General features: G+C 34.2%; 14 protein-coding genes. 5 read left to right on the forward strand and 9 right to left on the reverse strand.

Going from position 1 to position 13768, the window contains the following annotated elements:
* Nucleotides 1–34: 34 nt before the first annotated feature.
* From N4270_RS02370 to trmB, 3 genes are read right to left on the reverse strand one after another with little or no spacing between them, the layout of a single operon-like run.
* Nucleotides 35–379, reverse strand: a complete 345-nt coding sequence (locus N4270_RS02370) for an MGMT family protein (protein ID WP_260095191.1) — start codon at nucleotides 377–379, stop codon at nucleotides 35–37.
* Nucleotides 379–1008, reverse strand: coding sequence for a lysine transporter LysE (locus N4270_RS02375; protein ID WP_260095192.1), 630 nt, complete (start codon nucleotides 1006–1008; stop codon nucleotides 379–381). Before N4270_RS02375 ends, N4270_RS02370 begins: the two co-directional genes overlap by 1 nt.
* A gap of 2 nt (nucleotides 1009–1010) precedes the next feature.
* Nucleotides 1011–1685 carry a tRNA (guanosine(46)-N7)-methyltransferase TrmB gene (trmB, locus tag N4270_RS02380; RefSeq protein WP_260095193.1) on the reverse strand — a complete coding sequence of 225 codons (675 nt, stop codon included), beginning with the start codon at nucleotides 1683–1685 and terminating at the stop codon, nucleotides 1011–1013.
* Nucleotides 1686–1802: 117 nt separating this feature from the next.
* Between trmB and N4270_RS02385 the strand changes: the two genes are divergently transcribed.
* Nucleotides 1803–2861, forward strand: coding sequence for a glycosyltransferase (locus N4270_RS02385; RefSeq protein WP_279309182.1), 1059 nt, complete (start codon nucleotides 1803–1805; stop codon nucleotides 2859–2861).
* Here the strand turns inward: N4270_RS02385 and N4270_RS02390 are convergent.
* Together N4270_RS02390 and N4270_RS02395 are read right to left on the reverse strand one after the other, a co-directional pair.
* On the reverse strand, nucleotides 2835–3878 hold the full coding sequence (locus N4270_RS02390) for a cell wall metabolism sensor histidine kinase WalK (RefSeq protein WP_260095194.1): 1044 nt from the start codon (nucleotides 3876–3878) through the stop codon (nucleotides 2835–2837). The genes N4270_RS02385 and N4270_RS02390 overlap by 27 nt on opposite strands.
* Nucleotides 3878–4561, reverse strand: coding sequence for a response regulator transcription factor (locus tag N4270_RS02395; RefSeq protein WP_260095195.1), 684 nt, complete (start codon nucleotides 4559–4561; stop codon nucleotides 3878–3880). The genes N4270_RS02390 and N4270_RS02395 overlap by 1 nt, the downstream gene beginning before the upstream one ends.
* A 240-nt stretch (nucleotides 4562–4801) precedes the next feature.
* Between N4270_RS02395 and N4270_RS02400 the strand changes: the two genes are divergently transcribed.
* Both N4270_RS02400 and N4270_RS02405 read left to right on the forward strand, forming a co-directional pair.
* Complete coding sequence (locus N4270_RS02400; protein ID WP_260095196.1) at nucleotides 4802–6526, forward strand: T9SS type A sorting domain-containing protein; 1725 nt, start codon at nucleotides 4802–4804, stop codon at nucleotides 6524–6526.
* A 71-nt stretch (nucleotides 6527–6597) separates the two neighbouring features.
* A complete protein-coding gene (locus N4270_RS02405; protein ID WP_260095197.1) occupies nucleotides 6598–7578 on the forward strand; it encodes an acyl transferase in 981 nt (326 codons plus the stop codon).
* A gap of 426 nt (nucleotides 7579–8004) precedes the next feature.
* On the opposite strand, the gene tyrS is transcribed toward N4270_RS02405, so the two are convergent.
* Nucleotides 8005–9309, reverse strand: coding sequence for a tyrosine--tRNA ligase (gene tyrS, locus N4270_RS02410; RefSeq protein WP_260095198.1), 1305 nt, complete (start codon nucleotides 9307–9309; stop codon nucleotides 8005–8007).
* 87 nt (nucleotides 9310–9396) lie between these two features.
* Between tyrS and N4270_RS02415 the strand changes: the two genes are divergently transcribed.
* Nucleotides 9397–10413: an NAD-dependent epimerase/dehydratase family protein gene (locus N4270_RS02415; RefSeq protein WP_260095199.1), complete on the forward strand. Its 1017-nt coding sequence runs from the start codon at nucleotides 9397–9399 to the stop codon at nucleotides 10411–10413.
* Here N4270_RS02415 and N4270_RS02420 read toward each other — a convergent pair.
* Genes N4270_RS02420 through N4270_RS02430 form a run of 3 tightly spaced genes read right to left on the reverse strand, consistent with a single transcriptional unit; the run spans nucleotide 10392 to nucleotide 12937 of the window.
* Nucleotides 10392–10844: a DUF4296 domain-containing protein gene (locus tag N4270_RS02420; protein ID WP_260095200.1), complete on the reverse strand. Its 453-nt coding sequence runs from the start codon at nucleotides 10842–10844 to the stop codon at nucleotides 10392–10394. The two genes, N4270_RS02415 and N4270_RS02420, sit on opposite strands and share 22 nt — an antisense overlap.
* Nucleotides 10845–10867: 23 nt before the next feature.
* Entirely contained in the window at nucleotides 10868–12214 is a 1347-nt protein-coding gene (locus N4270_RS02425; RefSeq protein ID WP_260095201.1) for a dihydroorotase, read from the reverse strand.
* Nucleotides 12215–12937, reverse strand: a complete 723-nt coding sequence (locus tag N4270_RS02430) for a polyprenol monophosphomannose synthase (protein ID WP_260095202.1) — start codon at nucleotides 12935–12937, stop codon at nucleotides 12215–12217.
* 163 nt (nucleotides 12938–13100) lie between these two features.
* Between N4270_RS02430 and N4270_RS02435 the strand changes: the two genes are divergently transcribed.
* Nucleotides 13101–13754, forward strand: coding sequence for a DUF4271 domain-containing protein (locus tag N4270_RS02435; RefSeq protein ID WP_260095203.1), 654 nt, complete (start codon nucleotides 13101–13103; stop codon nucleotides 13752–13754).
* Nucleotides 13755–13768: the final 14 nt, after the last annotated feature.

Consider the following 13768-nt stretch of genomic DNA (forward strand, 5'->3'; position numbering starts at 1 on the left):
CTGTGATTTTTCTTAAATTATGAACGGATTCGATTTAACTTATGAAAGCTTTAAGTTCTTTTGCAGGATCCCAAAACACAGTCTCCAAATCTTGTATCTGATTATCGACGACTCTTATGCCTTCACTTTCTAAAAGCTGTTGCATCAGGTTGGTGCCATCAAAATGATGCTTACCAGTGAGTAATCCTTTTCTATTGACCACGCGATGCGCTGGCACGTCTTTTCCAACCGAACCATTCATGGCATAACCTACCATTCTGGCACTTCGCTTTGCACCTAAATAATTTGCAATAGCACCATAGCTGGTTACTTTTCCGTAGGGAATACGTTTAGCAACCTCATAAACTTTGTCAAAGAAATTTAACGTTTCAGGTTTCATTATAAATCCATTAGAATATTGATCAAAGTAATTCCGGCAACAATTCCTGTGATTGTTCCAATAATGTAATTCATATTCTTTTGAGTAGTCAATTTTTTATCCTTGATTTTATCAAAAAAGAACATGTATACATATAGCATTACAAAAGTGCCTGTTGCAGCTCCAGTAACATAACTAAGAATACTTGTTTTTTCAAAGTTAAACCAGCCAAATCCAGCAATAGTAATCGTCATATAAGCTTGATAAGGAATGGGAAAAACATTAATTGCAGATAAAAACATCCCTTGAAAAAATCGGCTATGCCCACTCTTGGCATGAGCTTCAACATCTGGCTTGGTGGTAACTTTTGCAAGTAACAAAAAGTAAATGGTAATTAATACAAAAATCACAAAGGCTACACGCTGCAAAATTTCTACGACATCTTGATGATTGTTTAAATAGCGCGCAAGCATGGCTGCAATATAAGTTTGTAAAAAAACAATAAGGCAAACACCAATTGAGAAGATAATACCTCTATTTGCGCCTTCTTTTAAACTTACTTTAGCCGCTGTCATATTTAGTAAACCAGGAGGAATTACACCAACCAGTGCAATGATTAAACCTAGAAAAAAAATGACAGTAATATTCAATGCTACTTAATTTTAAACCTAATATACGTAATTGGTTTGTTTTGTTCTAAGTATTGCGACTCATAATAGGTTTGAATACTCGTAACTTCTTCAGGGCTGCCTTCTTGTTTATAAACATTATGGTTGGCATACAAGACCTCATGACCTTCGCCATGTAAGAGCCCTAGCGTATAGCCATGCATAAATTCGCTATCGGTTTTTAAATTCACAACACCTTCAGGTTTTAGAATGGTTTTATAGCGTTTTAAAAATTCGGAATTGGTCATTCTATGCTTGGTGCGTTTATATTTTATTTGAGGATCGGGAAATGTAATCCAAATTTCATCGACTTCGTTTTTAGCAAAGGCATAGTCGACCAGTTCGATTTGCGTTCGTAGGAAAGCGACATTTTGAATTTGTTCTTCAATGGCTGTTTTTGCGCCTCTCCAAAATCTCGCGCCTTTGATATCAATTCCTACAAAATTTTTATTTGGAAATTTTTTTGCCAACTCCACAGAATATTCTCCACGTCCACAGCCTAACTCTAAAACTAATGGATGGTCATTTTTAAATACTGAAGTTCTCCAATTTCCTTTTAATTCATATATTGAATTAACCAATTGATCTCGTTTAGGCTGAAACACATTAGCAAAGGTTTCATTTTCTTTAAATCGTTTGAGTTTATTTTTGCTTCCCACTGTAAAAATTTAACAATTTGTTAGTTTTAAAACTTCGGCGGTAAAATTAAGGAAACATTTTAACCTTATCTTTGTTTTTAGGCATAGACTCATAAATTATATAACCAAAAACCAATTTTGCAGAAAAAACGAATCCTTATTGCACCTTTAAACTGGGGATTAGGTCATGCAACAAGATGTATTCCCATTATAAATGCCTTACTCTTGCATAATTTTGAACCTATCATCGCTAGTGATGGTGAGGCGCTCGAATTACTGAGAAAGGAATTTCCAGAGTTAGAATCTGTTGAATTACCTTCCTATAAGATCTCCTATCCCAAAAAAGGACGTCATTTTAAATTAAAGATGCTTCAGAATTCTCCAAAAATGGCTAAAGCGATTACAAATGAAAAGAAAAATGTCGCCTCTATTATAGTAGATTATCATATAGACGGTATTATTTCCGATAACCGATTAGGAGTTCATAACAAAGCCTTGCCTTGTGTATTTATTACACATCAACTGCAAGTTTTGAGTGGAAACACAACCTGGTTAAGTACAAAATTGCACCAAAAAATCATCAAGCGTTTTCATGAATGTTGGGTACCTGATAATCTCGGCGAATTGAATCTTAGCGGCAAACTAGGTCATACGCTTATGTATGAAATGCCTGTAAAATTTATTGGACCTTTAAGTCGGTTTACTAAAAAAGACATCCCCATAGTAAATGATGTCCTCGTGCTCATCTCTGGTCCAGAGCCGCAACGCACCCTTTTGGAAGAGCATCTTTTAAAGACCTTTAAAAACTACAATGGTAAAGTGGTTTTTGTTAAGGGTCGTATTGAAAACGAGCAACAAGTTTCGAAAGAAAATCATATGACGATATATAATTTTATGACTTCCGAAGAATTAGAACACACCATTAACGAAAGCAAATACATTGTGGCACGTTCGGGGTACACTACTATCATGGATTTGACTAAACTGAGTAAATCTGCTTTTTTTATTCCAACTCCAGGTCAATTTGAACAAGAGTATCTTGCAAAGCGTTTGACTAAACTTGGGTATACACCGAGTTGTCGTCAAAAGGATTTTACGATTGATAAGCTAAATGAAATATCGGAATTTAAAGGTTTGAGCGCTATGGATTATGAGGTGAATTACAAAAAATTATTTCGCCTTTTCGAGGGTAAATGAAAACTCACTACCAACATCGATTTCGCTTTCTACATAAATTTTTTCCTCATGTGCTTCGATAATATGCTTCACAATTGAGAGTCCAAGCCCAGAACCACCTTCCTTACGAGAGCCACTTTTATCAACTCTAAAAAAACGTTCAAACAAACGCGGGAGATTAGATTTAGAAATGCCTTCTCCATTATCGGTAACCCTTACGATAACTTTGTTTTTAATAAGGTTTTCTATACTGACTTCGGTAGTTCCTTTTTCTTCACCATATTTTATAGAGTTGACGATAAGGTTGGTTAATACCTGTTGAATACGTTCCTTATCGGCCGAAACCAAAATAGGTTCGTTATAATCCATATCAAAAATGAGTGATATTTTCTTCTTAGAGGCTTTCATTTCTAGAAGATCAAAAACACTTTCTACCAATTCTACAATGTCAAATGTTTCAATATTTAGGCGTAAATCACCAACTTCTAATTTGGTAATCATATCCAAATCCTTAACGATATATATAAGACGCTCCAGACCTTTACTAGCTCTATTGAGGTATTTTTGGCTAACTTTTTCATCGTCTATGGCGCCATCTAAAAGTGTTAACAAATAACCTTGAACGGTAAAAAGAGGTGTTTTTAATTCGTGTGACACATTACCTAAGAACTCTTTACGATACTCTTCTCGAACTTTTAGAGTTTCAATTTCTAGTTTTTTATCTTTCGCATATTTGTCTATTTCTTCAGTAAGTGTAGCCATATCTGTGGTAATGGGCTGTTTACGCAAAGAACTTGATTCAAGTAATGTTAAATCATCATATATCTTTTTAACACGTCTGTATATAAATCGTTCAACTCTGTACTGAATAATGATAAAAGACAACAAATAAGTAATAAGAGCAAACGACATCAAATAGATAAAATCTACAGAATGTAGCACATACAAAAAAACACTCGATAAGAGCGTTAAAAAAATAGTGATATACAGGGATGTTTTTAAAGCAAACCTGTATGTTTTTTTTATTTTATTATGCATCAATCTACAAACTTATACCCAACGCCTTTTATAGTTTTAAACTTTTTGTCGCCTATTTTTTCTCTAAGTTTTCGAATATGAACATCGATAGTACGTCCACCAACAACAACTTCATTTCCCCATACTTTGTCAAGTATTTCTTCACGCTTAAAAACTTTATTGGGTTTGGTTGCTAACAAATATAATAATTCAAACTCTTTTCGAGGTAATACTAATTCGTCCCCTTTAATTGTAATTTTATATTCTTCTCTGTTGATTGTTAAATTTCCAATTTTGATAACATCTTCAACATGTTCTTCATCTTTAAGACGTCTTAATAACGCCTTTACTTTGCTAACTAAAACTTTAGGTTTGATAGGCTTAGTGATGTAATCATCTGCTCCAGCATCAAATCCAGCCATTTGAGAATAATCTTCACCTCTTGCGGTTAAAAATGTAATAATAGTATCACTTAAATCTGGATCTTTTCTAATAAGTTCACAGGCTTCAATACCATCCATTTCTGGCATCATCACATCTAAAATAATCAGTTGTGGTTTCTCTTTTTTTGCTTTTTTGACAGCTTCAATACCATTTTCAGCTGTAACGATTTGATAGCCTTGTGATGATAGATTATAACCAACAATCTCTAAAATATCTGGTTCATCATCAACCAATAAAATCTTAATATCTCTTTTTTTCATTATTATAGTTTGAAAAACTTCCTTTTGTAAAGATAGAATTAATAACAAAAAATTTAACCAACAAGTTGATTAATAACATTAAGTTAACCTAAACAAGCGGCTTTGAATCTAATTTAAGTCATTAAGCAATTAATGTTATTATATTGTAAATTACCTAATTATTGGTTAAAATATGCCCGATTACTACAAAAACTAAGTATATTTGTTTGCTATTTTTTAATATAACTTAAATAAATAATTATGAAAAAACTTTACTTTTTATGTTTAACATTTTTAATGGCTTCTGTTTCTTTTGGACAAGTTGTTATAAATGAAATTGATGCAGATACACCTGGATCTGATACTGCAGAGTTTGTAGAATTAAAAGCAGCTCCTAATGCGTCATTAGACGGATTCATTGTTGTATTCTTTAACGGAGGAACAGATGTAAGTTACGGGACTTGGGATTTAACAGGTCAAACTGCTGATGCCGATGGCTTTTTCATTTTAGGAAATGATGCTGTAACAAGTGATATTGAATTGCCTGCGGGTGGTTCTGGATATGTTCAAAATGGCGCAGATGCTATTGCTATTTATCAAGATTCTGCTGCTAACTTTCCTGATGGTACAGCACCAACAACTACCAACCTTATCGATGCTATTGTTTATGGAACTGGTGATGCTGATGACATGGATTTATTAACAGCTCTTGGTGAATCAACACAATGGGACGAAAGTCTTAATGGTGCCAATGCTACTGAGTCTTTACAATTAAACGCTGCTGGTGATGCTTACGAAACTAAGGCGCCAACGTTTAGAGCTGAAAATGATAGTGCCGTTTGTGATTTAAGCTTAACATCTTCTGATGCAACTTGTGATGCTTTCACAGCTGGAACTGACACCTATACTGCAACTGTTGATTTCTCTGGAGGTAATTCGGGTTCTTATACCGTTACTGCAGATTCTGGAACAGTAGATTTATCAATGGGTGACCCATCTACAGACGAAACAGGAACAATTACTGTAACTGGTGTTGCTGAAGGAACTGATGTTATCATTTCTGTTACCGATGGAGGTTTATGTGATCTTTCTATGACTGTAACGACACCTGCTTGTAACGATACTTTAACTTTACCAATTTCTGAAACATTTTCTTATGCTGATGGTAGTTTATTAGGTAATAGTTCTTGGACTAATCACAGTGGAACTGAAGGTGATTTAATGGTTGTTTCTGGTCAAGCAGTTGTACAACACGGTGCGCCAAGTGAAGATATCAACTTACCTTTTCAACCTGTTACTGGTAGCTTATTCTTTGCATTTGATATGACAGTGCAAAACCCAGGAGCTCCTATTGCTGGAACAGATAATGAGTACTTTGCACATTTTAAAGATGATGGATTTGGTTTCTTTGGTCGTTTAGATATTGTCGCTCCTTCAGGTGGTGGTGATTATACTGTTGGTATTGCAACAGCTAATAGTACTGCAGAAGCTACTTGGGCAACAGATTTAACTTACGGATCAACTTACCGTATCACTGTAAAGTATGATCAAGATGCGAATATCGCTCAATTATGGGTCGATGCTGCTTTAGAAACAGATACATCTATTTCTGGTACTGATGGAGATGATCCAGGAAACTCAATTGAATCATTCGCTTTAAGACAATCAGATTCTGCTGATAATGAAGGTATTCTTGTTGACAACTTAAGAATTACGCAAACTTTTGCTGAAACTTTATCAACTCAGGAAGTTACTGCAGATACTTTCAAAGTATATCCTAACCCAACAGCAACAGGGTTTGTAAATATTGTTAGCGCTAATAACGAAAATGTTGCCGTTACCGTTTATGATATTCTTGGAAAACAAGTTATCAATGAAACTTTAACTAATAACCGTGTGAATGTTTCTGCATTAAACACTGGTGTTTACATCTTAAAGATTTCTCAAAATAATGCTTCAGTTACTAAAAAATTAGTGATCAAGTAAGCTTTATATAACCGACTTTAAAAAAGCGTCCTGATACTCATTATCGGGACGCTTTTTTTATTTTTGCAGTCATGATAAACACAGATTCTATATTTTCAATCGCATCAGAAGCAGACTTTAAAGCCTTGGCTTTAGACATCTTTAAGTTTCAATTTGAAAATAACCCTGTTTATCGCTCGTTTTGTGATTTGCTTTACATTCATCCCAGTGATGTTAAGTGTATTGAAGCTATTCCGTTTTTACCCATTCAGTTTTTTAAAAGCCATCAAATCCTGAGTTCTACAGATGAGATTAAAACCACCTTTTCCAGTAGTGGCACAACGGGTTCAGTAACGAGTAAACATCATGTTACCGATGTATCTATCTACGAGCAAAGTTTTCGAAAAGGATTCAATACTTTCTACGGAAACGTAAGTGATTATGTGATTCTGGCCTTACTACCTAATTACTTAGAACGTAAAGATTCTTCGCTTATTTATATGGTTAATGACCTGATTAAACAATCTAATCATGCTGAAAGCGGTTTTTACCTTGATACGATTCAGGAATTAAAAGAGCGACTTATCCAATTGGATGCGGAAGGAAAAAAAGTACTGCTCCTAGGGGTCTCATTTGCCTTATTAGATCTGGTTGAATTACATCAGTTTCATCTTAAAAACACAATCATAATGGAAACTGGCGGCATGAAAGGTCGCCGAAAAGAATTGGTTAGAGAGGAATTACATGCGATTTTAAAATCAGGGTTTGGGGTCTCTAAAATTCATAGTGAATACGGCATGACCGAACTATTAAGTCAGGCTTACTCACTAGGCAACGGAAGATTTAACTGCCCAAAATGGATGCGTATTCTCACGCGCGACCCTGAGGATGCTTTGAGCCTTCAAAAACCAACTAAAACCGGAGGCATTAATGTGATCGATTTAGCGAACATCAATTCATGTGCTTTTATCGCTACTCAAGATTTAGGTCGTGTTTATGAGGACCACAGTTTTGAAATTATTGGCCGCTTCGACTCTAGTGATATTAGAGGTTGTAATTTAATGGTGTTGTAAACTTTGTCGTTTAAAGCTTGATTAAAACACTATAAAAACTAAAATATCTTGTTTACATTTAGACTTAAACGATTACCATACATACTAAGTGTCTAGGTATCAATCCCAAAAAACCTTCGAAATTAAAGACTAAAAAGTTGTATTGATTCTACAATTCTGGGTTTAACAATACATTAACGTCATGGAAGAAACATCATGTGAAAGGTTTACAAAGTAAAGCCGACCAACATTGGGAAGCTATGAATTTAAACTAATAGTTTAGAGTTCTATGAAAAAGAAGGATTAGCTTCTATAATAATAGTTGATTGGTTAATGTTAAACGTCCCGTGATTACGGGACGTTTTTCTTTTATATAAAATAACATTAGTGTTTTGAAACCCGTTCAGAATGACGATACAGTTAGGTTAAAACAAGGCAACTATTCATCTAAGACACCTTTATAATGTACGTGTTTTTCTTTCCTTTGTTTAAAATGATATATTTATCATTAATTAAATCATCAGACGATAACTGGTAATCTTCAGTCACCTTTTCTTTATTCACAGACACGGCATTTTCTTTAAGTGCACGTCGTGCTTCGCTGTTAGAAGCTAAAAAATTTGTTTGAGCAGCCAAAGCGCCAATCATATCCAATTGAGACAAATCTGCCAACGCTATTTCGGCTTGAGGCACACCTTCAAATACATCTAAAAAGGTAGTTTCATCGAGTGTTTTGATATCGGCCTTAAAGGTTTTACTAAACAAAATGTTTGATGCCTTTTTTGCATTTTCAAATTCTTCTTGTGAATGAACTAGCTTAGTTACTTCTTCGGCCAATTGTTTTTGTAACTTTTTAAAACCTCTATTTTCATTGTGCTCTGCTATTAGAGCGTCTACAGTATTTTTATCTAAAAATGTAAAAATTTTAATATACTTTTCAGCATCCTCATCACTAGTGTTTAACCAAAACTGGTAGAATTTGTAAACCGATGTTTTTTCTGCATCAAGCCAAACATTACCGCCTTCACTTTTACCAAACTTTGAGCCATCTGCTTTTGTGATTAACGGACACGTCATAGCGTAGGCTTTGGCCTCCTCTCCAACATTCATTCGTCGTACAAGCTCTGTTCCCGTCGTAATATTTCCCCATTGATCGCTACCTCCCATTTGCAATAAGCAATTGTAGGATTTGTGCAAATGGTAAAAATCATAACCCTGAATTAATTGGTAAGTAAACTCTGTAAAAGACATTCCAACATTACCTTCTTCTCCACTTAAACGCTTCTTTACCGAATCTTTAGCCATCATGTAATTTACGGTAATTCGTTTACCCACATCACGTGCAAATTCTATGAATGAAAACGTTTTCATCCAGTCGTAATTATTGACTAAAATTGGAGCATTTTGCGCTTCCGAAGAAAAATCTAAAAATCGAGCCAATGTCTTTTTTATACCTGCAACATTATGATTCAAAGTGGCTTCATCTAACAAATTACGCTCATCACTTTTCCCTGAAGGATCACCAATCATTCCGGTTGCACCACCTACTAAAGCAATAGGCTTATGTCCTGCCTTTTCCAAATGCATTAATAAAATAATAGGAACCAAACTACCTATATGTAAGGAGTCTGATGTTGGATCAAACCCAATATACGCTGTGGTCATCTCTTTTTGCAATTGTGCTTCTGTTCCGGGCATGATATCGTGTACCATGCCTCGCCACGTTAATTCTTCTACTAAATTATAGTTCATTTTTTGAGTATTAATCTAAAGTGCAGCAAAGATATGTTTATCAAACAAAAGAGAAAAGCGAATACCAAAAAAGACTATTTTTGTTTTATGATTTTAGTTACAGGAGGTACCGGTTTAGTTGGGTCACATTTATTGTTCAAATTAGTGAGCAATAACCAAGCTGTTAGAGCCATATACAGACGACCTCATAAATTAGAATTTGTTAAACAAGTGTTTGCTTATTACACACATGATGTTGAAAGCTTATACCGTAAAATTGAATGGGTAGAAGCTCATATTAATGATATTCCGGCTCTGGAAGTGGCTTTTAAAAACATCACTCATGTATACCATTGTGCAGCTTTTATCAGTTTTGAACCTGATAAATATCATGAACTTCGGAAAGTCAACATCAAAGGCACCGCAAATATTGTTAACCTTTGTATTTCTAACGCGATTGAAAAATTATGCTATGTGAGTTCCATCGCTGCTATTGGGCATGAACCTGATTCTGATAAACCCATCACCGAAACAACGGAATGGAATCCCGAACGTGATCACAGCGTTTATGCGATTACAAAATATGGTGCCGAGTTGGAAGTTTGGCGTGGAACCCAAGAAGGTGTTCCTGCTGTTATAGCAAATCCCGGAATAATTTTAGGACCCGGATTTTGGAAAGGTGGCGGCAGTGGTAGCTTATTTAGACAAATTCACAAAGGTCTAAACTATTATGCTAGAGGCACATCGGCTTATGTCGACGTATGGGATGTTGTCGATATTATGGTAAGTCTTATGAATTCTGAGATTAAAAATGAACGCTACATCTTAATTTCTGAAAACCTCTCATTTAAAACCTTTCAAGAAAAAGTGGCTAAAGCGCTCCATGTAAAGCCTGCAACTAAAGAAGCTACACCACTTCTATTAGCTTTGGCCTGGCGTTTGGACTGGCTAAATCATAAACTTTTGGGTAAACGCAGAAAATTATCAAAGCAATTAGCTACATCTATCACTACGCAAACGGTTTATGACCATTCTAAAATAAAATCAGATTTAGGTATTGCGTTCAACCCAGTAGATGAATCGATTGTAAAGGTTTCTAAATTTTATTTAGAGTCGTCTGGATAGTCTTTATACTCTAAGCGTTTTAAGAGTTTCGTTGTATCCTTTTTGTTGGTATTAATAGTAGTGCTTAGTTTTTTTATGGAATCTCTTATTTCCAGTTTTCGTTTTTCGTTAGCGTCAATACGTTTTTGATATTTCTCTTTATCAGCATTGATACGTTGCTCAACTTTAGACAAGATTACTTCATATTCTTCAACATAAAATCCATAATAAGCATTACTTTGAGCAAACTGTAAGCTATCTATTTTGTATTTGTTAAAAACATAATCTTGAGGAAAAACACCTTGATTTTCTAAAATACTTTTACTTGAACCTTTCGCTGCATTTAAGATAAAAACATCATATAAGATGTCTACCATTTTATCTTTGGAAATGAGATTCTCTGGCTTTTCAGGTTTTTCGTAAGTACTACAACCTAAAAAAGCTATCAGCATTAAAAAAAGGACAAAAGCTCTCATTATCTATTAAACGTTAATCGTTTAGCTGCTTTAACATCTAAAACTTTAAAATTATTATACACTAAAGTACCATTTAATAAGGTATGTGTAATTCTCGATTTAAATGTTGTGCCTTCAAATGGTGACCATCCGCATTTGTACAAGATATTTTCTTTTTTTACCGACCACGGACTGTTAATATCTACAATAACCAAATCGGCATAATAACCTTCTCTAATATAACCTCGTTTTTCAACCTGAAATAATATGGAAGGATTATGCGCCATCTTTTCGGCTATTTTAGGGAGTGAAATTTTATCTCTATGGTACATTTCAATCATAGCGACAAGTGCATGTTGAACCAATGGGCCTCCTGAAGGGGCTTTGGTGTACACATTGTTTTTTTCTTCTAAGGTATGAGGTGCGTGATCGGTCGCAATGACGTCAATGCGGTCGTCTAATAACGCTTTCCAGAGTTGCTCTCTATCTTTAGCCGTTTTAACCGCAGGATTCCATTTGATATGCGTTCCTTTTTTGGCATAATCTTCGTCGCTAAACCAAAGGTGATGTACACAAACTTCGGCTGTGATTTTTTTATCTTTTAACGGAATTTTATTGCTAAACAGTTGTGTTTCTTTTCCTGTAGACAAATGAAACACATGCAATCGCGCTCCTGTTTTTTTAGCCAGCTCAATAGCTTTAGATGATGATAAATAACAAGCCTCCTCACTTCTTATGATAGGATGCTTCTCCATAGGAATATCGTCGCCAAACTCTTCAATATGCGCTTTCATGTTCTTTCTGATGGTGGCTTCATCTTCACAATGTACCGATATTACCATATTGGTACTACTGAAAATCTTTTCGATAACCTTAGGATCATCAACAAGCATATTTCCTGTAGAAGAGCCTAAAAACAATTTTAATCCGGCAACTGTTTTTGGGTTGACCTTTAAAATTTCATCTAAATTGTCATTGGTACCACCAAACATAAAGGAGTAGTTTGCATAAGAGGTATTGGCAGCAATATCAAACTTTTCTTCCAATTTATCGACAGTAGTCGTTTGCGGATTAGTGTTTGGCATTTCAATGAAAGACGTAATTCCTCCAGCTAAAGCAGCTCGTGATTCGGTTTCTATGCTTGCCTTATGAGTTAATCCTGGTTCTCTAAAGTGTACCTGATCGTCAATACAGCCTGGAAACACGTAATTTCCTTCGGCATCAATAATTGTAACATCGGCAGATTTAGCACTAATAGAATCTGATACTTCTTTAATGTACTCGCCTTCAATTAATATATCGCCTTCTGTAACCTTACCTTCGTTTACAATTTTGGCATTTTTAATAAGTATGGTTTTGTTTTGCATTTATTTAGCAAATAAGCTTTTTAATTTCATATTAATAACTCCAAAAATAGCTTCAGAAATAATACTGCCACTCATTTTTGATTTTCCTTTAGTTCGATCGGTAAAAATCACAGGGACTTCTACAATTTTAAACTGTTTTAGATAGGCTTTAAATTTCATTTCAATTTGAAAAGCATAACCCACAAACTTGATATCGTTAAGGTTTATTGTTTCCAAAACTTTTCGTTTGTAACACACAAAGCCAGCTGTCGTGTCACAAATTTTCATTCGGGTAATTAACCGCACATACTTAGAAGCACCATAGGATAATAATATTCTACTCATTGGCCAATTAACCACATTTACACCATCCACATATCGCGAACCAATAGATAAATCGGCACCTTCAATTGCACAAGCATTGTAAAGATAAATAAGATCGTTAGGATCATGAGAAAAATCGGCATCCATTTCAAAAATATAGTCGTAATCTTTTTCTAAGCACCATTTAAATCCTTCAATATAAGCCGTTCCTAAACCTGTTTTCTTTAGACGTGATAACAAATGGAGTCGGTTTTTAAATTCAGTTTGTAAGCTTTTAACTTTCGTTCCCGTTCCATCTGGAGAATTATCATCAACTACCAAAACATCAAAAGCTTTGTCTTGCATAAAAACAGCTCTTATAATAGCTTCGATGTTTTCGATTTCATTATAAGTTGGTATGATGACAATAGCATCCTGCATGGTTTATTTTATTCGCTTTTTTTGTTAGTAAGAAGCAAAAGTAAGTGTTTTATCGTTTAAAAGTAAGTGTTAAATTCATAAACAATGTTAATCTTATAAGGTCACTTTTAAGTTGTTAAAAATTAGGTATAAAATCATCAAATATTCTTTATAATTTTACACCATGCTAAGAGAGGTTATTTCTAATGATTGGTTTACACTGTTTCTAATACTCGGATTGCTTTGTATTACGTTATCTAAATATGTATTTGCGCATCGTTTTAAAGATTTTTTAGCGGTAATTGGCAATTCAAAATATTTAAAGATCTATGCCAGAGAGCAAAAGTTTATTGACAAATTTGATGCCTTGCTCTTTTTTAATCTTATTATTTCGGTTTCCATTTTTGCTTATATCTGTTACTCAACTTTAGTACATCCTTCAGAATTTCAGCTTCATCAGTTTTTTAAATTGTTATTTGGTGTTGGTGTTTTATTTTTAATAAAAGTTTTACTAGAACGTTTAATAGGCAGTTTGTTTGATATTGATGAGCTTATTGATGCTTATTTATTTCAGAAAACCACATTTAAAAATTATACTGGTTTTATTTTATTTCCTGTTAATTGTATTTTAATCTACAGTTTAAATCCTACTAAACCTGTTATTTATGGTGTTATCGGACTTATAATTCTCATTAACTTAGTTGGATTTATTTCTTCGTTTAAGAATCATCAAAAATTACTTTTAAATAACATATTCTATTTTATTTTGTATCTTTGCGCACTTGAAATTGGACCCTATCTGATTTTATATAAGTTAATTAAAGATTTCAACGCTTAAAACAGTTTAAGTAA

The organism is Psychroserpens sp. SPM9 (assembly GCF_025153525.1).
Lineage (GTDB): Bacteria > Bacteroidota > Bacteroidia > Flavobacteriales > Flavobacteriaceae > Psychroserpens.

Excerpts from the sequence above, each read along its gene's own strand:
- N4270_RS02395 (WP_260095195.1), bottom strand. The coding sequence starts at position 4,561 with ATGAAAAAAAGAGATATTAAGATTTTATTGGTTGATGATGAACCAGAT.
- tyrS (WP_260095198.1), bottom strand. The coding sequence starts at position 9,309 with ATGAACTATAATTTAGTAGAAGAATTAACGTGGCGAGGCATGGTACAC.
- N4270_RS02390 (WP_260095194.1), bottom strand. The coding sequence starts at position 3,878 with ATGCATAATAAAATAAAAAAAACATACAGGTTTGCTTTAAAAACATCC.
- N4270_RS02430 (WP_260095202.1), bottom strand. The coding sequence starts at position 12,937 with ATGCAGGATGCTATTGTCATCATACCAACTTATAATGAAATCGAAAAC.
- N4270_RS02400 (WP_260095196.1), top strand. The coding sequence starts at position 4,802 with ATGAAAAAACTTTACTTTTTATGTTTAACATTTTTAATGGCTTCTGTT.
- N4270_RS02415 (WP_260095199.1), top strand. The coding sequence starts at position 9,397 with ATGATTTTAGTTACAGGAGGTACCGGTTTAGTTGGGTCACATTTATTG.
- N4270_RS02370 (WP_260095191.1), bottom strand. The coding sequence starts at position 379 with ATGAAACCTGAAACGTTAAATTTCTTTGACAAAGTTTATGAGGTTGCT.
- N4270_RS02420 (WP_260095200.1), bottom strand. The coding sequence starts at position 10,844 with ATGCTGATAGCTTTTTTAGGTTGTAGTACTTACGAAAAACCTGAAAAG.
- N4270_RS02405 (WP_260095197.1), top strand. The coding sequence starts at position 6,598 with ATGATAAACACAGATTCTATATTTTCAATCGCATCAGAAGCAGACTTT.
- N4270_RS02425 (WP_260095201.1), bottom strand. The coding sequence starts at position 12,214 with ATGCAAAACAAAACCATACTTATTAAAAATGCCAAAATTGTAAACGAA.
- N4270_RS02435 (WP_260095203.1), top strand. The coding sequence starts at position 13,101 with ATGCTAAGAGAGGTTATTTCTAATGATTGGTTTACACTGTTTCTAATA.